Origin of the sequence: Janthinobacterium sp. PSPC3-1 (assembly GCF_049896105.1) — a bacterium.
GTDB lineage: Bacteria > Pseudomonadota > Gammaproteobacteria > Burkholderiales > Burkholderiaceae_D > Janthinobacterium.
The window spans coordinates 1-20848 of the sequence record NZ_JAFCTQ010000063.1 but is presented as its reverse complement, the minus strand read 5'-3'; the positions used below and the strand labels follow the sequence as shown (position 1 = coordinate 20848).

Genomic DNA, 20848 nt, shown 5'->3' with positions numbered 1-20848 from the left:
ACAGGACCGTGAAACAACTTTGCGCCGATGATAGTGCTGCAACCAGTGTGAAAGTAGGTTATCGTCAGGCTTGTTATTCGCAGTAGAAGAAAACCCCGCCAGCAATGGTGGGGTTTTTTTTCGTCTGGTGGTTTGTGGTGATGGCATGCGCCGCGGGTGGTGTCGGATTACGCTACGCCTAGGCGGCCCCGCTAATCCGACCTACGGGACCGCGAATGTACGTAGGTCGGCTTAGCGCGCAGCGCGTAAGCCGACAACATGGTTGGCATTACGGGCGTCCGATTACGCGCCCCCAGCGCTCAGCATTTTCCGGAACAACGCATTCAGCTGCTCCATCCCACCTGCCTTTTCTTCCTTCTCGACGCTGAAGTTTTCCAGCCTGACCAGTTCGGCTTCGATAAACAAATTAAGTTTGTCTATGCGTGGCGCCAGTTCCTTTTCCAGCGCGACCTTTTTCTTTTCGAGCAGCATCTGGACTTCTTCCAGCAAGCCCTCGCCTTCGGGCAGCAAGTGCAGCAGTGCGTAAAACTCGATCGGCGGCGCGGTGCGGTAGCTTTCTATCCAGCGCGTGGCCAGCAGCGGGCGCAGGACATAAAAGTACTTCTTCAGTGGCACCATCTCCGCCATCAGATAGCCGCGGTAATTGGTCTTGGCCATGCTGCGGTAATGATAAATGCCTTTTTCGACTGTATAGACGGAATCGAGCAGTTGCTGCATGCCGGCCTTGAAGCCGCCTTGGTCGATATAGTTGATCGGTGACTGTATCCATTCGATCACGGCCGGGTTCGAGCGCCAGAACAGCTGCAGCGCCTTGCGTATATCCCAGCCATTGAGGTCGATATCGTCGACGATGGGATATTCAATCACGTCGCGCTTGTCTTCCAGGTCGACCGCCAGATACCAGTCCTGCGGCCTGGTATAAATAAAGCGCACATCGAAGTCGCTATTGGGCGAAGCAAAACCCCAGGCGCGGCTGCCGGACTCGATCGCCAGCAAAATCTGTACGCCTTCTTTTTCTTCCACGGCCGCCAGGCGGCGCATGATTTCGATTCGTATATCTTCAGGGATCATGTTCAGTTCTCTTGTTTTTCCATGACTACTGTATCCCAGCTCAATGCAAAGCGGGCCAGGAATTTCTTGAGCCGGTCGGCGTCGTTGGGTTTGGCCTTTGCATCACGCGACACCGCATACAATTTGCGCCCCGCATCGGACAGGCTGTTCGATTGCCGGCATATCTCGATCACCGAGCGCAGCTGCAGCGCATCGAACAGATCCAGTTGCGACGCCGCTTCCTCGCCCATGATGGCCGCCAGCGCGATGTCCGCACCGCCGGCCTGGCCATCGTGCGTTTGCCATAGCCGTTTCAAGCGCCTGATTTCATCCTCGGCGACGTTGTCGGTAATGCGGCCAGCTTCCGACAGGGTGGCAAGACGCGTGACGGCCGCCGACAGGTCGCGGAAATTGCCGCGCCAGGCGGCCGATGGCGACATGGCGAAGCGCATGAAACGTTCGCGCGCCTCCTTGTTGAAGCGCACGCGCTCGCCGGACTCGACGCTGTATTGCGCCAGCAGGTATTCCAGGTTCGGCTCAATGTCTTCCGGCCGCTGGGCCAGGCCGGGCAATGCATACGTCCACAGATTGATGCGCGCATACAGGTCTTCGCGAAAGCGGCCGGCCGCCACCTCTTTTCCCAGGTCGCGGTTGGTGCCGGCGATCAGCTGGAAGTCGCTTTGTACTTCCGTATCCGCGCCGACCGGGAAGAAACGTTTTTCCTCGATCGCCTTCAATAGCATGGCCTGCTCGTCGAGTCCCAGTTCGCCAATTTCATCGAGAAACAGCAAGCCCTTGTGGGCGCTGCGCAGCAAGCCCGGGCGATCGGCACCTGCGCCTGTAAACGAGCCCTTGATATGGCCGAACAAGGTGGAGGCCGCGCCGTCGCCATGCAGGGTGGCGCAATTGAGGTCGATGAATTTGCCATCGAGCTGGTGGCGCGATTTTTTCAGCTCATATACGCGGCGCGCCAGGAAGGATTTGCCGGCGCCGGTAGGCCCCATCAGCAGCATCGGCGCTTTCGACTTGATGGCGACACGCTCGATTTCATCGATCATGGCATTGAAGCGCGCGTTGCGGGTGGCGATGCCGGACTTCAGAAACGCCACGCCGGCCGCCTGCTCGCGCGTAAAACGCTGGGCGATCTGGTCATAGCGCGACAGGTCGAGGTCGATCAAGGCGTAGCTGCCCGGATTGTTCGCATTCTGGCGTTTCGGTGGCGAGGTCTGCACCAGGCGGCCGGGAAAATAGCGCGCTTCCGTCATCAGGAACATGCAGATCTGCGCCACATGACTGCCGGTGGTGATATGGATCCAGTAGTCTTCCTGGTCCGGATCGAAGGGGTAGCTGCTGGCAAAATCATACAGCGCCGCGTACACCTCTTCAAAATCCCAGGCATCCGTGATCGGCAGGTCGTGTGCCACCAGCTCTGTTTCCGGCGACACGCTGGCGATATCCTGCGACACCTGACGCACCAGGTTCTCGAATTGCGGCCCCGTGTACAGCAGCTCGAAGCGGTCGATGACCTTGTCGTCGTGCCGCGTCAGCGCCACGCTGGGACGCCACTTCTCCCAGCGCGCGGCGCCCCTGCCATTGTCGAGCTGCGTGCCCAGGAAACCGATCACCACCGTGCGTTTGGCTTGCATATATAGGATAAAAATTTATCTGAAAAGATAATTTTACATGAAAATTAAAATGGGCTAAATTCCTGCTGAAATTGAGAAATGAAAAATTAATCAATATAATCAACAGCTTGGATAATTTTTTTGAGAAACCAAAAAGCTGGCACAGCGCTTGCAATAGAGAGGATACAAACGAGATCAACGAGAAGAAGAGAGGATGCACATCGTGGCCAACCTGCAGTTATTCCAGAGCGTGAATCAGGCTGAAAAGCAGGCTGAAAATTTGCCGGCGGCGCTGGCCGTCAATGCCGAAGGCGCGCCTGCCTATGCGCTGTCGCCGCGCCACCAGCTGGCGCAATATGCGGCCACCGGCTGCCTGAACTCGACGTTTTATGCCAGCGCCGAAGCGCAGCTGGCGACGGTGCTGGAATTGTGCAAGGCCATCGATCCGCGATTCATCGCGCAGACGGCGGTGTATTGCCGCGAACGTGGCCATATGAAAGACATGCCGGCTTTGCTGGTGGCCGTGCTGGCCGGGCAGGGGACGCAGCAACTGGCGCCGGCGTTTGCCCGCGTGATCGACAACGGCAAGATGCTGCGCAACTTCGTGCAGATCCTGCGCTCGGGCGCCGTGGGCCGCAAGTCGCTGGGTACGCGTCCGAAAAAGCTGGTGCAGGCCTGGCTGAACAACGCATCCGAACAGGTCTTGCTGGCCGCATCGGTGGGCAATGCGCCATCGCTGGCCGACGTGGTGAAGATGGTGCATCCGAAGCCGCAGGAAGCATGGCGCGCGGCGTTCTTTGCCTGGCTGATCGGCAAGGAATATCACACGGCCGACCTGCCGCCGGCATTAAACGCTTTCGAGCGATACAAGGTCGACCCATCGCTGCCCGTGCCGCCCGTGCCTTTCCAGATGCTGACGGCCTTGCCCCTGTCGGCAGAGCAGTGGGCGCAGATTGCGCGGCAGGGTGGCTGGCAGATGCTGCGCATGAATTTGAATACCTTTGCGCGTCATGGCGTGTTCGGCATCGACGGCATGGCCGAACTGATCGCGGACAAGTTGCGCGACCCGCAAGCGATTGCCAGGGCCAAGGTTTTTCCTTACCAGCTGATGTCGGCCTGCATGGCGGCAGGCGACAGCGTGCCGGCCATCGTCAAGGCGGCTCTGGAACAGGCGCTGGAAATATCGCTGCTGAACGTGCCGCAGGTCGCCGGCAAGGTGGTGGTATGCCCCGACGTTTCCGGTTCCATGTCGTCGCCGGTCAGCGGCTATCGCGGCAGCGCCACTTCAAGCATGCGCTGCATCGACGTGGCGGCGCTGGTGGCAGCGGCCATGCTGCGCAAGAACCCCAGCACGGTAGTGCTGCCGTTCGAGCAAAACGTGGTCGAGTGCGAACTCGATGCGGAAAACAGCGTGATGGAAAATGCGGCCAAGCTGGCGGCCATCGGTGGTGGCGGCACCAATTGCAGCGCGCCGCTGGCCCGCATGAACTGGAAAAACATACCGGCCGACCTGGTGATTTTTGTGTCCGACAATGAGTCTTGGGTCGACGGCAAGCGTGGTGGTGCGACGGCCACCATGCACCAGTGGCAGAAGTTCAAGCGGCACAATCCGCAGGCCAGAATGGTGTGCATCGATATCGCGCCACATGCCACCACGCAGGCCTGCGAGCGGGAAGACATCTTGAATATCGGCGGTTTTTCCGACGAGGTGTTCAAGATGATCGCCCTGTTCGCTTGCGGCCAGCTGGACCCCGCCCATTGGGTGGGCGAGATCGAAGCCATCGATGTCAGATTGGTGTGATGGCCACCAGGCAGTACGCATGAATGCGGACAGGACTACATGTAAAAACGTCTTGTCCATCCCTGGTCATGTGAGTTGTACCCCGAATGCAGGCAGGATTACATCGTAAAACCGCGTCAAACCGGTCTGGCACTTGCCGGAAATCTTGTCACCCCTGGTCGGGCCCCTCATGATGATAAAAAAAGAGAGAGCATATGAAAAACGAAGAATACGAAGTAATGCATACCGAAGGCAGCCGTCCCGTGAAGATGTGGACGCGTGGCGTGCCGGTCGAAGAAGCGGCGAAAAAGCAGCTGCGCAATACGGCCACCCTGCCGTTCATCTACAAGCATATCGCCGTGATGCCCGATGTGCACCTGGGTAAAGGCTCGACCATCGGCAGCGTGATTCCGACCCTGGGTGCGGTGATTCCGGCCGCCGTCGGCGTCGATATCGGCTGCGGCATGATGGCGGCGAAAACCACGCTGACGGCCAACGATTTGCCGGACAACCTGGGCCCTTTGCGCAGCGCCATCGAGCGCGCCATCCCGCACGGCATGTCGCCGAAAACGCGCGGCCACCGCGGCCGCGACGAGGGTTCCTGGCATACCCCGCCGTCGGCGGTCGATGCGGCCTGGCTGCAGCTGAAGGACGAATTCGATGCGATCTGCCTGAAGACGCCGAAGCTGAAGAACACCAACAATTATCGCCACCTGGGAACGTTGGGCAGCGGCAACCACTTTATTGAAGTGTGCCTCGACGAGCAGGGCTCCGTCTGGTTCATGCTGCACTCTGGGTCGCGCGGCGTGGGTAACGCCATCGGCAGCCATTTCATCGAACTGGCCAAGCAGGACATGCGCACCCACTTCATCAACCTGCCGGACCAGGACCTGGCCTACCTGGCCGAAGGGACGCAGCACTACGATGATTACGTGGAGGCGGTCGGCTGGGCCCAGCGTTTTGCGCGCAACAACCGCGAAGTGATGATGCAGAACCTGATCGCCGCCGTACGCACGGTGATCCACAAACCGTTCCAGACGCATGTGGAAGCGGTCAACTGCCACCACAATTACGTGCAGAAGGAGCACCACTTCGGCAAGGATGTGCTGGTCACGCGCAAGGGAGCGGTATCTGCGCGCGAGGGTGAGCTGGGGATCATTCCCGGTTCGATGGGCGCCAAGAGTTTTATCGTGCGCGGCAAAGGCAATCCGGACAGTTTTCATAGCTGCAGCCACGGCGCGGGGCGCACCATGAGCCGCACGGAAGCGAAGCGCCGTTTCAATCTGGAAGACCAGGTGCGCGCCACCGAAGGCGTGGAGTGCCGCAAGGACGCCAATGTGATCGACGAGATTCCGATGGCCTACAAGGATATCGATGCGGTGATGCTGGCCCAGCGCGAACTGGTCGATGTGGTGCATGTGTTGAAGCAGGTTGTCTGCGTCAAGGGATAGAAAGAGAAAAGATGATAGAGATAGATGGATCGCAGGGCGAGGGCGGCGGGCAGATATTGCGTTCGGCCTTGACCCTGTCCATGATCACGGGACAGCCATTCCGCTTGACAGGCATACGCGCCGGCAGGGCCAAGCCCGGCCTGCTGCGCCAGCACCTGGTGGCCGTGCAGGCGGCGGTACAACTCTGCGGCGCGCGCACTTCGCCGGTGGCGCTGGGTTCCTCCACGCTGGAATTCGTGCCCGGTCCGATTCGGGGTGGCGACTACCGCTTCGCCATCGGAAGCGCCGGCAGCTGCACGCTGGTGTTGCAGACGCTATTGCCGGCGCTGCTGCATGCGGATGGTCCGTCGACCGTGCAGGTCAGCGGCGGCACGCATAATCCGCTGGCGCCGCCCGTGCATTTCCTGCAGCGCGCGTACGGCCGCATCCTGGAAAAAATGGGGGCGCGGATCGACATCGAGCTGCTGCGCTTCGGCTTCTTTCCGGCCGGCGGCGGCGAGGTGCGCTCCACCGTGCAACCATGCGCACGCTTGCAGCCGATCGAGCTGCTGGTGCGTGGCGAACGCATCGACGGCCATGCGGAGAGTTTTGTCGCCGGCGTGCCGGCCGGCGTGGCCGAGCGCGAACTGGAACGCGTGGCGTCCGGCATGGGCTGGAGCGGCAAGCAGTTGCGCCTGCGTGGCCTGCCGGCCGAGCAGGGACCGGGCAATGTGCTGCTGCTGACCCTGGAGCACGAACACGTGACGGAAGTGTTTGCGTCGTTTGGCGAAAAGTCGGTGCTGGCCGAAACGGTGGCCAAGCGCCTGCTGAACGAGGTGCGGCGCTATCTGAAATCCGAGGCGGCCGTCGGCGAGCATCTGGCGGACCAGTTGCTGCTGCCGATGGCGCTGGCCGGTGGCGGCGCATTTACGGCCACCGCCATCTCGCAGCATGCGCTGACCAATGCCGATATCATCGCCCGCTTCCTGCCGGTCACCATACGCTTCGAGCAGCATCAGCATGCCGCCCTGTGCACGGTGGAGCGCTCTGCTTAAAACACGTACTGCGCGCTGGCGCCCAGCAGCCAGTTGCGGCCAGGCGCCGCTTCATAGTATCGCTTGTTGCTGTCGCCGACGATGACCGAACCCACATAGGTCTTGTCGAACAGATTGTTCAGGCGCGCGAACTGCTTGAAGCGCCAGTTGCCCAGGCTTTGTTTGGCGTTCACGCGCGCATTGAACACGGTGTAGCCGGGCGCCGGTTTTTCCTGGTTGCTGTCTTCCGCATACACCTTGTTGCTGGCTACGGTTTCAAACGCCGCGCCGTAGCGGTCGAGGTTATCCTTCCATGCCAGTTCCGCAAACAGGTTGGCGCTCGGCACGCCGGGCAGGCGGCTGCCCTTGGCGACGGCGCCAAACGCTTCGTCATACACGGCGTGCAGGCTGGTCAGCGCCCAGCGGGTCGTGAAGCCGTAGGGCAGGCTGGAGTCGAGCGACACTTCCACGCCCTGGCGCACGGTCTTGCTGGCGTTTTTATAGCTGGTGCGTCCACCGCTGGAAGCGTCGACCACCAGTTCATCGTCCGTATGGACCTGGAACACGGCCGCATTGACCCGCGTATTGTTGCTGATGCGCGCCTTGAACCCTGCTTCCAGGTTGGTGCTGGTGGCTGGCTTCAGCTTGAAATTGAAGCCGCTGCCGCTGCCCGAGTAAAACAGTTCGTTCAGGGTCGGCGCTTCGAAGCCGCGCGCCGCGCTGGCATACACATTCAAATTGGGATTGACCTGGTACAGCACACCCAGTACCGGCGTCGTATGGCTGAATTCCAGGCTGCCGCTGTCGTTGCCGTTGCCGAGGTAATGGTCATCCACCGCCACCTTCATCTTGCTGTGCCGTACGCCGGCGCTCAGCATCCATGGGCCGCTCTGCCATTCCGCCTGGATGTACGGATCGAGGCTGGACACCACGTTCTGTTCGTCGCGGCGCAGACGTCCCTTCAGGCCGAACACATCGCCGATATAGTTTTCATAGCCGGTGCGGTCGTCCTTCGAGCGGCCATAGTCGATGCCGAAGGTGGTGCTGAGCTTGCCGCCGGCCAGCTGGTTGACATGGGTCCAGTTGGTGTCGATGCCATAGAAATCGCGCTTGAAGTCGACCACGCCGCCCGAGTGCGAGGCGGGTGCCTGGAAGCCCTTGGTGAATGCCTGGTACTGGATCACGTCGCGGTTGCCGCCATAGACCATCACGCGCAGGCGGTCGTCGCCGAAACGCTGTTCATACGTGGCGCCGATCTGCTGGTGATCGATGCTCTTGCGCGTGTTGTAGCGCTCTGCCAGGGTGCGCTTCGGGTTTTGCGGGTCCGTCGCATCGATTTCGCCGGCGCGCGGATCACGTTCGAAGGTGGCCCAGGTGGCGCCCAGCGGATCCTGCGTGCCGCCCTGGTGCAGGCTGTTGGCGACGATGGTCAGCTTGCTGTCGGCGTTGGGCTTGACGGTGATCTTGCCGAAGGCCTGTTCGCGCGTGGCGGCGCTGTGGTCGCGAAAGCCATCGGTGCGAAAGCGCGAACCGTCGAGCACATAGCCGATGCCGTTCGCCTCCCCCTGCGCATTGAGATCGACTTTATTGGTGCCGTAGCTGCCGCCGGTGACATTCAGCTCCACCGATGCGGGTCCCTGGCCATCCCTGGAAAACAGCTGGATCACGCCGCCCGAGTGGTTGCCGTAGATGGCGGAGAACGGCCCGCGCAGCACTTCGATGCGTTCGGCCGTGTCCAGGTTGAAGGTGGCCGCCTGGCCCTGGCCGTCGGGCATGCTGGCCGGGATACCGTCGCTGATCAGGCGCACGCCGCGCACGCCGAAGGCCGAGCGGGCGCCGAAGCCGCGCGACGAGATCTGCAAGTCCTGTGCATAGTTCTGGCGGTTCTGCACCACCAGGCCCGGAACAAATGCCAGCGCTTCGGAGGCGTTCACGCGGATCTGGCCATCCTGGATGCGCGCGCTGTCGATGACGTCAATCGAGGCAGGGAGGTCGAAACTGGGGTGGCCGACGCGGGTGGCGCTGACCACCACCACATCGGCTACCGGCAAGGTAGCGACTTGCGCGTCAGCCTCAAGCCCGGCCGCCAGGGCGCTGGCAACCGGCCAGGCGCCCAGCGCGAACAGGGCGGCGACGGCGTTCAAACGGAATCGGTACTGCTTCATGAATTCTCCAGTGAGTTGCGGCTAGTATGCTGCGTGGTCGATGTCGACGCTGGTCTTGAGCCGCGGCGCGGCAGGCGGGCGGCTTTCGACAAAGCTGCGCACGGCCCAGATTTCCTGTGCCGTCAGCACATCGCGCCATGGCGGCATATAGACAATTCCGGCTCGAATTTTGCCGGTGTTGACCGCCATCATAAAGTAGCTGTCGACATCCTGCAGGCAGCGCGCTTGCAGTGCGCTGTCTTTCAGTTGCTGGCAAAAGGCGTTCAGGCGGCGCAGATCCGGCGCCTCGGCCGACGGCTGGGTCGCCTCGGCGCCGTGGCAGCGGGCGCAATTGGCCTGGAACACCTGCCTGCCCAGGTCGATGGCGGCCGGGTCGCCGCGCGAGGGGTTCGGTTCGGTGGCGCATACGGCAAATGGCAAGAACAGCAGCAGAAGAAAAAGTCGGTGCATGGCGAGGCTCCGGTTTTACCAGCCCGGCGGGCAGCCGGTGCAGCCCTCCAGGTTGGCGTCGGGGAAAATGGCAAAGCGCAGGATGGCGCGCTCGAGGTTGGCGTTTTTCAGGTTGGAGCCCCAGAATTTCGCTTCCTGCAGGTCGGCGTCGACCAGGCTGGCGCCCACCAGGCTGGCCAGGTTCAGGCGCGCCGCTTCCAGGCTGGCGCCGCGCAGGTCGGCGCCGTCCATGTCGGCCCGCATCAGCCGGCTCGTCTCCAGGTTGGCGCCGGCCAGGATGGCCTTCCTGAACGAGGCGCCCGGCGCATTGAGCGAATAGGCCATCGCCCCCGTCAGGTCGGCGCCGTCGAGCAGGGCGCCGGCCAGGTTGGCGCTGCGCAGGTTGGCCCGCATCAGGCGCGCACCGCGAAAGTCGGCGCCGTGCAGGTCCTTGCCGACCAGGTTGGCGCCGCGCAGGTCGGCGTTGGCGCATTGCGCGTACGGCCACAGGTGGCAGCCATTGATGATGGTGACCTCGGGTGCGGCTTCGCCGTTGAGTATCTGTGCGAAGGCGGACTGCGGCGCCAGGCACAGGGCCCAGCACAGCAGCGCGCCGGTCGCCGCCAGGCGGACCGGCGCGGACCTCATTTGCTTGCCACCTTGTTTGCCACTTTGCTGGATGGCGCTTTCGGCAGCTTGAACACCCAGTAGCTGCCGCCCTGCGTCACCTGCTTGGTCAGCTCGGCCATGTCGCCACCCCACAGCGGTACCGCGCCGCCATAGCCGCTCGACAGGCCGATATACTGCTCGCCATCCTGTTCCCAGGTGACGGGCACGGACACCACGCCGGAGCCGGTCTGGTACTTCCACAGCTCCTTGCCGGTCTTCGCGTCAAACGCTTTCACGAAGCCGTCCGAGGTTCCCGTGATCAGCAGGCCGCCGGCGGTGGTCAGGGTGCCGCCCCACAGCGGGAATTTTTCCTTGTTCTCCCAGACGATCTTGCCGGTCTTCGGATCGATGGCGCGCAGGGTGCCGATATGGTCTTCATACAGGCGCTTGATGCGGAAGCCCTGGCCCAGGTAGGCCGAACCGGCCTTGTAGTGGATCTGCTCGGTCCAGTAATCCATGCCCCAGTGGTTGGCGGGGATATAGAACAATCCGGTCTCCGGCGAATACGACATCGGCATCCAGTTGGTGCCGCCCAAAAATGGTGGCGACACGAAGACGGCCTTGCCCTTGTCGGCGCCCGCCTCCGGCAGCGGCGGGCGCTTGCCGTTTTCCACCGGCCGGCCGGTTTTCAGGTCGATGCTGGTGGCCCAGTTGATGCCGTCGACGAAAGGCCAGGCATTGATCAGCGAGGTCGGTTTGTTCGGATAGCCGGCGCCCAGGGCCAGTTTCGTGCGGTCGGTTACGTAGAAATAGCCATTGCGATCGGCGTGCGCGGAGGCCTTGATCAATTTGCCCGTTTTGGCGTCCTTGTAGTCGAACAGCACCACCGAGTTATTGCCCGAAAAATCCCAGGCATCGTTCGGCGTGTGCTGGTAAAAGCCTTTCAGCTCGCCCGTGCTGGCGTCGACGTAGGCCTGGCCCGAGGTGAACAGGCTGTCCCAGTTGCGCGGATCGTCGCCTTCCTTGGTGCGCTCCCAGGTATTCCATGGCGCGGGGTTGCCGGCGCCGATGACGATGGTGTTGGTCTCCGGGTCGAACGACGCCGTCTGCCATGGCGCACCACCGCCGTGTTCCCACGATTCGCGCAGCTTGCCGTCCTTGTCGCGCGGCCAGCTGGGCGCCTTGGCGTCGCCGGTCGGCGTGCCCGGTTTGCCGTCGGTGCGGCCCACATGGCCTTCGACCAGCGGCCGCGCCCATACTTCCGCGCCGGTGTCCGGATCGCGCGCGAACAGCCAGCCCTGGGCGCCGAATTCATCACCCGAGTTACCGTGTATGAGCAGCACGCGGCCGCCTTTTTCGCGGATCACGAACGGCGCGCCCGTCATCGTGTAGCCGAGTTTCTGGTCGCCGAATTTTTCATTCCACATCACCTTGCCGGTGTTCTTGTTGAGCGCCACCATGCGCGCGTCGAGCGTGCCGAAATACACCTTGTCGCCATAGATGGCCGGGCCGCGGTTGACCACGTCGCAGCAGGGGCGGATATCGTCGGGCAGGCGGTGCTCATAGGCCCACAGCTGTTTGCCGGTCTTGGCGTCCAGCGCGTAAATGCGCGAGTACGAGGCCGTGACATAGATGATGCCGTCATGCACCAGCGCCTGCGCTTCCTGGCCGCGCTGCTTTTCGCCGCCGAACGAGAAGGTCCAGGCCGGCACGATCTGGTCGACGTTTTTCGTGTTGATCTTTTTCGCCAGGCTGTGGCGCTGCGCTTTCAGGCCCAGGCCGTAGCTGAGCACCTCGGTCGTGCCCTTGTCGGCGTTGGCGATATCGTCCCAGGTCACCTTGTTGTCGGCGGCGGTGACGGCGCCGGCGATCAGGGCGAGGATGGCGAAAGCGATTGGACGTGGAAATACTGGCTGCATGCTGGTCTCCCTTGCTGGTTTTTATGGTGGTGCGACATGGTCGCTGATGACCAATTGAGCAACATGCATGCCAGGCTTTTTCCACGGCGCTGGCGATCCGGTATGCGCCGTACTGTCACAGTTGGCGAGGCGATGCTGTGCTGTTTTGTCACAGTGCGCTTACGCCGTGCGTGACAAACGGGTGCTGGCACAAGGGTTGCTGAAGGAGGGGACAAGGCCGTCTTGCGCCTTCTTGATAACGACAACAGGAGACCACCATGCATCAAACACCACGCCGCCATTTTCTTTGCCAACTGCTCGCCGTCGGCGGCATGGGCGCAGCCTCGCTCGCCGGCGCACAATCGACCGCGCCGAAAGTCGACGAGGACAGCGACCAGGCCAAGGCGCTCGGCTACCGCCACGATACGAACAAGGTCGATACCAAAAAATACCCGCAACACAAGCCGGCACAGCACTGTGCCAACTGTTCTTTCTTCCAGGGGAAAAAGGACGATGCCTGGGCGGGGTGCGCCATGTTCGGCCGCAAGCAGATTGCCGGGCCGGGCTGGTGCCTGGCGTGGGCCAAGCTTCCTGCTTAGAGCATGAAAAAGGCGCTGCCACGGCAGCGCCTCCCGATGATGGATGGGGCGGCTTTACAAAGGCATCTCGCGTCGTGTTTCCAGGTAGGCCTTTACCGCCCAGATCGCCTCCTGGCTGAATACCCCCTCGAATGGCGGCATGTAGACGGCGCCATTGCGCGAGCGGCCATGGCGCACCGTGTCCAGCACATATTGATCGATCTCCTGCGCACAACCATCTTTTTTCTTGGCATCAGGCAAGGCCGCGCAGTCATTGTCGAGCTTGCGCAAGTCCGGCGCCATGCCGCCCGAGACGGCCTCCAGCCCGTGGCAGCGGGCGCAATTTTGCGTATAGGCGGCGCTGCCGATGCGGATCGCTTCCGCATTGTTACGGTACGGGTTTTCCGTGCGCCACTCGGCGCCCAATTGTGGCAGTGTGGACGTGTCGACCGCCTGCGGCGTCATATTGCCGTGGGCCCAGACGGCCGCGGCCGCCAGCATGCAGGCGAGGCCGCCGGCTGCAAGGCGCACGGTGCGCAGGCGCCGGGCGTTTTTATTCGTGGTGGTAGAAATACGTGGGGTCATGATGGTCTCCGTTGTGGTTATGCGCTGATTGCGTCATGACCAGGGTAGCAATCGGTATGCCATCGCGCGCATCACCATGCGCCTTGCCGCTGCCGCTGTGCCGTTGCTCAGAAACGGAACAACTGCCAGACGCCGATGATCCCATTTGACGCAGCCTGCACGGCGGCACGTGACTATTGCCGCTGTTTGAAGGCTGGCACGGCATTTGCAAAACAAGAGATCAGGATCACCTGACACAACACTCCAAGGGCCGCCTCGCGGCGGCTTCATCGAAGCTAAAACCAACGAGAAAGAGGACGACATGAATCTGGCAGACATCAGCAAACTGGGCGTAGCCAATCCCTTCAAACAGCGCTACGACAACTATATCGGCGGCAAATTCGTCGCTCCCGTCAAAGGCGAATACTTCGGCAATATCACGCCGATCACCGGCCAGGTCTTCTGCGAAGTGGCCCGTTCCACTGCCGAAGACGTGGAGCTGGCGCTGGACGCCGCCCACGCCGCCAAGGAAGCGTGGGGCAAGACCTCGCAAACCGAACGCGCCAATATCCTCAACAAAATCGCCGACCGCATGGAAGCGAATCTGTCGCTGATCGCCACCGCCGAAACCATCGACAACGGCAAGCCGATCCGTGAAACCACGGCCGCCGACATCCCGCTGGCGATCGACCACTTCCGTTACTTTGCCGGTTGCATCCGCGCCCAGGAAGGTTCCGTTGCACAGATCGACTCGGAAACCTATGCCTATCACTTCCATGAGCCGCTGGGCGTGGTGGGCCAGATCATTCCGTGGAACTTCCCGATTTTGATGGCTGTCTGGAAGCTGGCGCCGGCCCTGGCCGCCGGCAATTGCGTGGTGCTCAAGCCGGCCGAGCAGACGCCGGCCTCGATCATGGTCTTGATCGAACTGATCGGCGACCTGCTGCCGCCCGGCGTGCTCAATATCGTCAACGGCTATGGCCTGGAAGCGGGCAAGCCGCTGGCATCCAATAAACGCATCGCCAAGATCGCATTCACCGGCGAGACGGGTACCGGCCGTTTGATCATGCAATACGCGGCGCAGAACCTGATACCCGTCACCCTGGAACTGGGCGGCAAGTCGCCGAATATCTTCTTTGCCGACGTGATGGACGCCGACGACGCCTTCTTCGACAAATGCCTGGAAGGCTTCGCCATGTTCGCGCTGAACCAGGGCGAGGTGTGCACCTGTCCGTCGCGCGTGCTGATCCAGGAATCGATCTACGAAGCCTTCATCGCGCGCGCCCTGGAGCGCGTGGCCAAGATCAAGCAGGGCAATCCGCTCGATGCGACCACCATGCTGGGCGCGCAGGCGTCGCAGGAACAGCTGGAAAAAATCCTCTCGTATATCGACATCGGCAAGCAGGAAGGCGCCGAAGTGCTGGCCGGCGGCGAGCGCAATACGCAGGGCGGCGACCTGGAACAGGGCTATTACGTGCGTCCTACCGTGTTCAAGGGCGACAACAGCATGCGCATCTTCCAGGAAGAGATCTTCGGGCCGGTGGTGTCGGTCACCACCTTCAAGGATGAAGCGGACGCGCTGCGCATCGCCAACGACACCTTGTACGGCCTGGGCGCGGGTCTCTGGACGCGCGACGGTTCGCGCGCCTTCCGCGTCGGCCGCGCCATCCAGGCCGGCCGCGTGTGGACCAATTGCTACCACCTGTATCCGGCCCACGCCGCGTTCGGCGGCTACAAGCAGTCGGGTATCGGCCGTGAAAACCACAAGATGATGCTGGACCACTACCAGCAGACGAAAAACCTGCTGGTGTCGTACAGCCCGAACGCGCTGGGTTTCTTCTAAGGAGTCATCATGACCATGGAACGCGTGACGGCCACCCCGGCCGCGCTCGACATGCTGGCCACCCTGCGCGGCAAGCATGGCCCGCTGATGTTTTTCCAGTCGGGCGGCTGCTGCGACGGCAGCGCGCCGATGTGCTACGCGGCCGGCGAGTTCAACCTCTCCGACACCGACGTCTACCTCGGCAATCTGGACGGCACGCCGTTCTACATGGGCATCGAGCAGTTCGCCTACTGGGAACATACGCAGCTGATCATCGACGTGGTCGATGGCAACGGCGGCATGTTCTCGCTCGATAACGGCACGGGCCGGCGCTTCCTCACGCGCTCGCGCCTGTTCACCGATGACGAGCTGGCGCAGCTGCAGCACCCCTCGAAGGGTGTGACGAACTAGTTTGTTGCCACCTGGGTCCGGAACTGCGCGGGCGTCATCTCCCCGCTCGCCCGGACGCAGTTTCAGCTGACGGCTGCGGCCGTCGGCTTTTTTTACGCCTGCCTGACCCTATTACTGGAGACCATGATGCCTACCATGGCGCGCTGCCGGCGCGCGATAACGCTCGCCTTGTGCCTGGCGGCGGGCGTGCTGGCGCTGCTGATCGGCGCCACCTCCGCCCATGCCGGCGTGATGACGCAGGCCGAACTGGCGCGCCGTTTTCCGGCGCCATTGACAGTCGGCGAGCGCGATGCGGAACTGCCGGTCTGGCCCCTGTTCCGCCAGGGAGGCAGTGGCGGCGAGCTGGCCGGTTATGTATTTGAATCGGTCGACCTGGCGCCCATCCCCGGTTTTTCGGGCGTGCCCGTCAATCTGCTGGTGGCGATCGATCCTTCCGGACGCTTTCTCGGCGTCGAGGTGCTGTCGCAGCATGAGCCGGTGTTCCAATATGGCCTGGGCGAAGCGCCGCTATTTGAATTCGTCAGGCAGTACCAGGGCATCTCGCTGAAACAGCATATCGGCATCGAGACCAATGGCCGGCGCGCGCATGCAGCCGATGCGTCGCGCGTACAGATCGACGGCATCTCCAAGGCGACCGTTTCGGTGCGCATCATCAATGAAAGCGTGCTGGCGGCGGCCTTGCTGGTGTCGCGCCGCAAGCTGGGGTTTGGCGCCGGCAAGGGCGCGGCCGGCATCGCCCGCGTGCGCACGGACCTGCCGGATGCAATCGGGTTCCAGCGCTTGCTCGAAGACGGGCTGGTACGCCATCTGCGCGTCACCAACGCTGAAATGGAAAAGCTGTACGCCGGCAGCGATGGCGCGCGGCTCGATGAAGAAGCGCTGCGCCAGCCGGATGATGTTTTTATCGACCTGTATCTCGCCTGCGTCTCCGTGCCCGGCGTGGCGCGCAGCCTGCTGACGGAAGCCAGCCTGGCAAAACTCAAGCCCTGGATAGAGCAGGGCGACCAGGCCATCCTCGTCATGTCGTCCGGCCGCCACCGCGTGCCGGGTGACGATTTTACGCGCGGCGGTATACCCGAGCGGCTGCTGCTGCGCCAGCATGAACTGGCGATCGACATGCGCGACCTCGACCTGGACCTGAAACTGCTGCCCGGTATTTCCGTTCCCGCGGACGCCAGCCTGACGGTCTTTCGCGTGCCTGCCGAGGCCGGCCTCGACCCTGGCGCCGCCTTTGACTTTACGGTACCGGTCACGCGCAGCAAGGGCCAGTTCTATCCGGAGCGCATAGTGCGCCAGCTGCCGGTCAGCTATCGCGTGCCGTCGCGCTTCCTGATCGCCGCGCCGGGCGATACCAGCTGGCATGCGGCATGGATGGACCGGCGCGGCGATCTGCTGATCCTGCTCGTCGGACTGGCCGTGCTGGCGCTGGCGCTGTCCATGCCGCGCAAGCTGAGCAGCGATGGCCGCCGTTTCAACAGGTTCCGTTTTGCGTATCTGTTATTTACCATCGGCTTTATCGGCTACTACGCGCAGGCGCAGCTCTCCATCGTCAATCTCACCGGCATCGTGCAAGCGCTGGTGGCCGGCCGCAGCCTGTCATTCCTGCTGCACGATCCGATGACGGTGGCATTGTGGGCCTTCGTGCTGGTCTCGCTGCTGCTGTGGGGACGAGGCACCTTTTGCGGCTGGCTATGTCCGTTCGGCGCGCTGCAGGAGTTGACCGGCAAGCTGGCCAGGTGGTGCAAGCTGCCGCAAGTGAAAATAAGCCGCACAGTGGATAAGCGTCTCAAGCGCGTCAAATACGGGGCGCTGGCGCTGATTGTCGTCAGCGCGCTGACAGGGCTTGCCATCGATACGCTGGTGGAACTGGAACCGTTCAAGACGGCCATCACCCTCAACTTCGTGCGCGCCTGGCCGTATGCCGTGTATGCGCTGGCGCTGCTGGCGGCCAGCGCCTTTATCCACAAATTCTTTTGCCGCTATCTGTGTCCGCTGGGCGCGGCGCTGGCGCTGCTGGGACGTTTTCGCCTGCTGGACTGGCTGCCGCGCCGCAGCGAATGCGGCACGCCGTGCCAGACCTGCCGCCACCGCTGCGATTACCAGGCGATCAAGCCCGATGGCGCGGTGGTGTATGCGGAATGCTTCCAGTGCATGGACTGCGTGGTGATCCACGAAAGCGAGCAGCGCTGCGCACCGCGCCTGCTGGAACTGAAGCGCGCCCGCACCATCCCCATTCATGCCGATCCAGGAGGTGCCACATGAAACGCCGCAGTTTCTTGAGCGCCTCGCTGGGCGCCATCGCCGCAGGGAGCTGCGCCTGGCCGCGTCATGCATCCGTGCATACCGGTGTCGCACTGGCTTTTGGCACCACCATCCAGATCGCGCTCGTGCATGCGGACGAGCAGGTGGCGCGCGCGGCGATCAGCGACGCGCTGGCGGCGGCGCAGCGGGTCGACCGCCTGATGAGCATTTACCAGCCGGCCAGCCAGGTCTACCAACTGAACCGCGATGGCGTGCTGCATCGACCCGATCCGCAGTTGCTGGCGGTGCTGGCGCAGGCGCGCGCATTGTCGCAGCTGACGGACGGCGCCTTCGATATCACCGTCCAGCCTTTATGGCGCGCCTGGCGCGAGGCGGTGGCGCGGGGCGCCTTGCCGGCCCCGGCGCAGCGGCGGCAGGCCAAAGCGATGGTGGACTGGCGCCAGCTTGTTTTCGATGAGCGGCGGGTAGCCCTGGCGCCCGGCATGGCGATCACCCTCAACGGCCTGGCGCAAGGGTATGCGGCCGATATGGCGCTGGCGGCGGTGCAGGCGCATGGCATCCGGCATGCGCTGCTCGATACGGGCGAATTCGTGGCGCGCGGACGCAAGCGCGCGCATCAACCGTGGGCACTCGGCGTGCGCGATCCGCGCGACGATCAGGCGCTGGCGGCGACCCTGTTTATCAACGGCTGCGGCGTGGCGACCTCGGGCGATTACGAAAGCGTATTTACGCCCGATTATCTGCACCACCATATCTTCGATCCTGCGGCGGGGGACTCGCCGCAGGAACTGGCCAGCGTGACCGTGATGGCGCCGACCGGCATGCTGGCCGATGGCTTGTCGACCGCCTGCATGGTGCTGGGCCGTGAAAGGGCGGCGCTGCTGGCGGCCAGCTTGCCCGGCGTCGACCTGCTGGCCATCGACAAGCAGGGCCGCGAATGGCGTTCACCCGGTTTTCCACCGGAAGCATCATGAATGGCGCGCTACAATGGCTACCTACTTCAGGCCGGGAATTTTCCGATAAATCGTATTGCGCGATACGCCCAGCGCGCGCGCCGTGGCCGAGACATTGCCGCCGTTCGCCGCCAGCGACTTCGCGATCACCGACTGTTCCATCTCTTCCAGGTTGGTGCCCTGGGCCAGCAGGCGGTCGGTGCCGGCGTCGTGGTCGGCATCCGGACCGTGCTCGATATCGTCCAGGAAGTCGTCGGGCATATGGCGCAAGCAGATTTCCGTCTCGTCGCCGGCCATCACGATGGCGGTGCGCAGCAGATTGGTCAGCTGGCGGAAGTTGCCGGGCCAGCGGTGCTGGCGGAACAGGGCCAGGATTTCCGGCGACACGTGATGGCGGCCGTGTTCCGCTTCCGTCGACAGGATTTTCTTCACCACGGTTTCCAGGTCGGTGCGCTCGCGCAGCGGCGGCAGCTTGACCACCAGGCCGTTGAGGCGGTAATACAGATCCTCGCGGAACAGGCCGCGCGCCATGCGCTCGCGCAGATTGTGGTTGGTGGCGCAGATCAGTTCCACGTTGACGGGAATCGACTTGTCGCTGCCCAGCGGCGTGACCATGCGCTCCTGCAGCACGCGCAGCAGGCGTGCCTGCAGGCTGAAGGGCATGTCGCCGATCTCGTCGAGGAACAGCGTGCCGCCATTGGCCTGCAATATCTTGCCGATCGCGCCTTTCTTGCGCGCGCCGGTAAACGCCCCGTCCTCGTAGCCGAACAGTTCGGACTCGATCAGCGTTTCCGGAATCGAGGCGCAGTTGACTGCCACGAAAGGACTCATGGCGCGCGGTGAATCGTTATGGATGGCCTGCGCCAACAGTTCCTTGCCGGTGCCCGTTTCGCCCATGATCATGATGGGGATATCCTTGCCCAGCACGCGCGTGACCTTGTCGATCACCAGTTCCAGCTGCGGATCGCCGGTGCGCAGGTAGCGCAGGCCGGACAGGCGCCGCGCCTGGGCCGCAGCCTGGTTGGCGGCGACGACGGGCCTGTCATTGCTCAGCGATTGCTGGAACACGTTGTTGGCCAGCCGTAGCTGGGCGCGGCCATACACGCGCACGCCATTGTGCATGCACAGGGTCAGCAGGCCGGGCGCGGCGGTGCGGTAGTGCTCATACAGGGCCGAGACGGGCAGGCCGAACAGCGAACTGAAGGTATGCGACTGCAGCGCGGAAAACGGCAGTCCCAGCTGGAACAGGCCATTGCGGTTGGCGGCCAGGAAGCGTCCGCCCGGGCTGAACGACGCAATCCCCTCCATCAGGGTACCGATGAATTCGGGCCGGGTATGAAAGTGCAAGGTAATCGAGTCCTCGAAAGTGGCCGAGAACAGCTGGTTTTCGATCATCAGCGCCGACATGCGCACCAGCGCCATGGTGTGCTTGTGAAAGCTGCGCTGGTCGCCGGACACATCAAGCACGCCGATCACATTGCCCAGGTGGTCGGTAATCGGCGCGGCCGAGCAGGTCAGAAAATGGTTGGCGGCCAGGTAGTGCTGGTCGGCATGTACGAGAGTCGGCGATTTTTCCGCGATTGCCGTGCCGATCGCATTGGTGCCCTTGCTGGCCTCCGACCAGGCCACGCCAGGCTGCAGCGCGACCCGGCTGGCTTTTTCCAGGAAATCGTCGTCGCCCAGCGAATGGACGATCACGCCGGTGGCGTCCGTCAAGATCACCATATTGTGGGTATTGACGATCTGCTGGTACAGCGTCTCCATGGCCGGCACGGCGTGCGCGTGCAGCAGCCGGTTCTGCTCGATCAGCACCGTCAGGTCGCTGCGCGCCAGCGGGCTGAAGTCGGCCACGGATTCCGGTCGCAAGCCATAGTCGACCGAGCGCCGGTGTGAAGTCTCGATAATCAGCGGCATATTGTCCGGCCAGGCGGACGCCGGCGTCGACCTGTTCAGATCTGTAGCAGTAGGACGGTGCATGATGGTCTCTTTATCTCGGTTGGCCGTCGCTCCTGGGCGCGGCTCTGTGTATACCTGCACTGGTGTTCCATAATGTAGCACCTGTGCCGGAAGGGAGCAAAAGCAGCCTTGGCCGCTGTTGCTGCACTGGTAATAAGCAAAGCGAGTGCCAGCTCAAAATAGTCCTTGCGGTGGTTGCGGCCGCTGGCTATAATTCGCCCCCTCGCTGAACGACGCATGCAAATGCCGAGTGAAGCAGAAAAAAGAAGGTGTTGACGGATT

General features: G+C 62.7%; 16 protein-coding genes. 8 read left to right on the top strand and 8 right to left on the bottom strand.

Annotated elements, in window-relative coordinates; genetic code table 11:
- Positions 1-282: 282 nt before the first annotated feature.
- Together ACP7B7_RS30570 and rtcR are read right to left on the bottom strand one after the other, a co-directional pair.
- Positions 283-1071, bottom strand: coding sequence for a nucleotidyltransferase domain-containing protein (locus ACP7B7_RS30570; protein WP_426079208.1), 789 nt, complete (start codon positions 1069-1071; stop codon positions 283-285).
- 2 nt (positions 1072-1073) lie between these two features.
- Entirely contained in the window at positions 1074-2696 is a 1623-nt protein-coding gene (gene rtcR, locus ACP7B7_RS30565; protein WP_426079207.1) for an RNA repair transcriptional activator RtcR, read from the bottom strand.
- Between the two features lie 193 nt (positions 2697-2889).
- Between rtcR and ACP7B7_RS30560 the strand changes: the two genes are divergently transcribed.
- From ACP7B7_RS30560 to rtcA, 3 genes are all read left to right on the top strand, one after another.
- Positions 2890-4476, top strand: a complete 1587-nt coding sequence (locus ACP7B7_RS30560) for a vWA domain-containing protein (protein WP_426079206.1) — start codon at positions 2890-2892, stop codon at positions 4474-4476.
- A 194-nt stretch (positions 4477-4670) separates the two neighbouring features.
- Positions 4671-5906: an RtcB family protein gene (locus tag ACP7B7_RS30555; protein ID WP_308923992.1), complete on the top strand. Its 1236-nt coding sequence runs from the start codon at positions 4671-4673 to the stop codon at positions 5904-5906.
- 11 nt (positions 5907-5917) lie between these two features.
- Positions 5918-6940: an RNA 3'-terminal phosphate cyclase gene (gene rtcA, locus ACP7B7_RS30550; protein ID WP_426079205.1), complete on the top strand. Its 1023-nt coding sequence runs from the start codon at positions 5918-5920 to the stop codon at positions 6938-6940.
- On the opposite strand, the gene ACP7B7_RS30545 is transcribed toward rtcA, so the two are convergent.
- The 4 genes from ACP7B7_RS30545 to ACP7B7_RS30530 are packed head-to-tail and all read right to left on the bottom strand — an operon-like array spanning position 6937 to position 12041.
- Positions 6937-9084, bottom strand: coding sequence for a TonB-dependent receptor family protein (locus tag ACP7B7_RS30545; RefSeq protein ID WP_426079204.1), 2148 nt, complete (start codon positions 9082-9084; stop codon positions 6937-6939). The genes rtcA and ACP7B7_RS30545 overlap by 4 nt on opposite strands.
- Before the next feature lie 21 nt (positions 9085-9105).
- Positions 9106-9534 carry a c-type cytochrome gene (locus ACP7B7_RS30540; RefSeq protein WP_426079203.1) on the bottom strand — a complete coding sequence of 143 codons (429 nt, stop codon included), beginning with the start codon at positions 9532-9534 and terminating at the stop codon, positions 9106-9108.
- Positions 9535-9549: 15 nt separating this feature from the next.
- Positions 9550-10161 (bottom strand): pentapeptide repeat-containing protein, encoded by a 612-nt coding sequence (locus tag ACP7B7_RS30535; RefSeq protein WP_308923996.1) that lies wholly within the window; start codon positions 10159-10161, stop codon positions 9550-9552.
- Positions 10158-12041, bottom strand: a complete 1884-nt coding sequence (locus tag ACP7B7_RS30530; RefSeq protein WP_426079202.1) for a methanol/ethanol family PQQ-dependent dehydrogenase — start codon at positions 12039-12041, stop codon at positions 10158-10160. The genes ACP7B7_RS30535 and ACP7B7_RS30530 overlap by 4 nt, the downstream gene beginning before the upstream one ends.
- A 257-nt stretch (positions 12042-12298) precedes the next feature.
- Between ACP7B7_RS30530 and ACP7B7_RS30525 the strand changes: the two genes are divergently transcribed.
- The gene (locus ACP7B7_RS30525; RefSeq protein WP_426079201.1) at positions 12299-12619 is read left to right on the top strand and encodes a high-potential iron-sulfur protein; all 321 of its coding nucleotides are present in this window, start codon (positions 12299-12301) and stop codon (positions 12617-12619) included.
- A 54-nt stretch (positions 12620-12673) separates the two neighbouring features.
- Here ACP7B7_RS30525 and pedF read toward each other — a convergent pair whose 3' ends face one another.
- Positions 12674-13183 (bottom strand): cytochrome c-550 PedF, encoded by a 510-nt coding sequence (gene pedF, locus ACP7B7_RS30520; protein ID WP_426079200.1) that lies wholly within the window; start codon positions 13181-13183, stop codon positions 12674-12676.
- Between the two features lie 301 nt (positions 13184-13484).
- Here pedF and adh point away from each other — a divergent pair, with 301 nt between their 5' ends.
- From adh to ACP7B7_RS30500, 4 genes are all read left to right on the top strand, one after another.
- Entirely contained in the window at positions 13485-15005 is a 1521-nt protein-coding gene (adh, locus tag ACP7B7_RS30515; RefSeq protein ID WP_308923999.1) for an aldehyde dehydrogenase, read from the top strand.
- A gap of 9 nt (positions 15006-15014) precedes the next feature.
- Positions 15015-15395, top strand: a complete 381-nt coding sequence (locus tag ACP7B7_RS30510; RefSeq protein WP_308924000.1) for a DUF779 domain-containing protein — start codon at positions 15015-15017, stop codon at positions 15393-15395.
- A gap of 123 nt (positions 15396-15518) precedes the next feature.
- Positions 15519-17657: a 4Fe-4S binding protein gene (locus ACP7B7_RS30505; RefSeq protein ID WP_426079199.1), complete on the top strand. Its 2139-nt coding sequence runs from the start codon at positions 15519-15521 to the stop codon at positions 17655-17657.
- On the top strand, positions 17654-18631 hold the full coding sequence (locus tag ACP7B7_RS30500) for an FAD:protein FMN transferase (RefSeq protein ID WP_426079198.1): 978 nt from the start codon (positions 17654-17656) through the stop codon (positions 18629-18631). Before ACP7B7_RS30505 ends, ACP7B7_RS30500 begins: the two co-directional genes overlap by 4 nt.
- A 21-nt stretch (positions 18632-18652) precedes the next feature.
- Here the strand turns inward: ACP7B7_RS30500 and ACP7B7_RS30495 are convergent, their stop codons facing one another.
- Positions 18653-20587: a sigma-54-dependent Fis family transcriptional regulator gene (locus ACP7B7_RS30495; RefSeq protein ID WP_426079197.1), complete on the bottom strand. Its 1935-nt coding sequence runs from the start codon at positions 20585-20587 to the stop codon at positions 18653-18655.
- Between the last annotated feature and the right edge of the window lie 261 nt (positions 20588-20848).

What these genes read in the sequence shown, in the direction of transcription:
- rtcR (WP_426079207.1), bottom strand. Translation starts at nt 2,696, where the DNA reads ATGCAAGCCAAACGCACGGTGGTGATCGGTTTCCTGGGCACGCAGCTC.
- adh (WP_308923999.1), top strand. Translation starts at nt 13,485, where the DNA reads ATGAATCTGGCAGACATCAGCAAACTGGGCGTAGCCAATCCCTTCAAA.
- ACP7B7_RS30570 (WP_426079208.1), bottom strand. Translation starts at nt 1,071, where the DNA reads ATGATCCCTGAAGATATACGAATCGAAATCATGCGCCGCCTGGCGGCC.
- ACP7B7_RS30560 (WP_426079206.1), top strand. Translation starts at nt 2,890, where the DNA reads ATGCACATCGTGGCCAACCTGCAGTTATTCCAGAGCGTGAATCAGGCT.
- ACP7B7_RS30500 (WP_426079198.1), top strand. Translation starts at nt 17,654, where the DNA reads ATGAAACGCCGCAGTTTCTTGAGCGCCTCGCTGGGCGCCATCGCCGCA.
- ACP7B7_RS30530 (WP_426079202.1), bottom strand. Translation starts at nt 12,041, where the DNA reads ATGCAGCCAGTATTTCCACGTCCAATCGCTTTCGCCATCCTCGCCCTG.
- ACP7B7_RS30535 (WP_308923996.1), bottom strand. Translation starts at nt 10,161, where the DNA reads ATGAGGTCCGCGCCGGTCCGCCTGGCGGCGACCGGCGCGCTGCTGTGC.
- ACP7B7_RS30525 (WP_426079201.1), top strand. Translation starts at nt 12,299, where the DNA reads ATGCATCAAACACCACGCCGCCATTTTCTTTGCCAACTGCTCGCCGTC.
- pedF (WP_426079200.1), bottom strand. Translation starts at nt 13,183, where the DNA reads ATGACCCCACGTATTTCTACCACCACGAATAAAAACGCCCGGCGCCTG.
- ACP7B7_RS30555 (WP_308923992.1), top strand. Translation starts at nt 4,671, where the DNA reads ATGAAAAACGAAGAATACGAAGTAATGCATACCGAAGGCAGCCGTCCC.
- rtcA (WP_426079205.1), top strand. Translation starts at nt 5,918, where the DNA reads ATGATAGAGATAGATGGATCGCAGGGCGAGGGCGGCGGGCAGATATTG.
- ACP7B7_RS30510 (WP_308924000.1), top strand. Translation starts at nt 15,015, where the DNA reads ATGACCATGGAACGCGTGACGGCCACCCCGGCCGCGCTCGACATGCTG.
- ACP7B7_RS30545 (WP_426079204.1), bottom strand. Translation starts at nt 9,084, where the DNA reads ATGAAGCAGTACCGATTCCGTTTGAACGCCGTCGCCGCCCTGTTCGCG.
- ACP7B7_RS30540 (WP_426079203.1), bottom strand. Translation starts at nt 9,534, where the DNA reads ATGCACCGACTTTTTCTTCTGCTGCTGTTCTTGCCATTTGCCGTATGC.
- ACP7B7_RS30505 (WP_426079199.1), top strand. Translation starts at nt 15,519, where the DNA reads ATGATGCCTACCATGGCGCGCTGCCGGCGCGCGATAACGCTCGCCTTG.
- ACP7B7_RS30495 (WP_426079197.1), bottom strand. Translation starts at nt 20,587, where the DNA reads ATGCACCGTCCTACTGCTACAGATCTGAACAGGTCGACGCCGGCGTCC.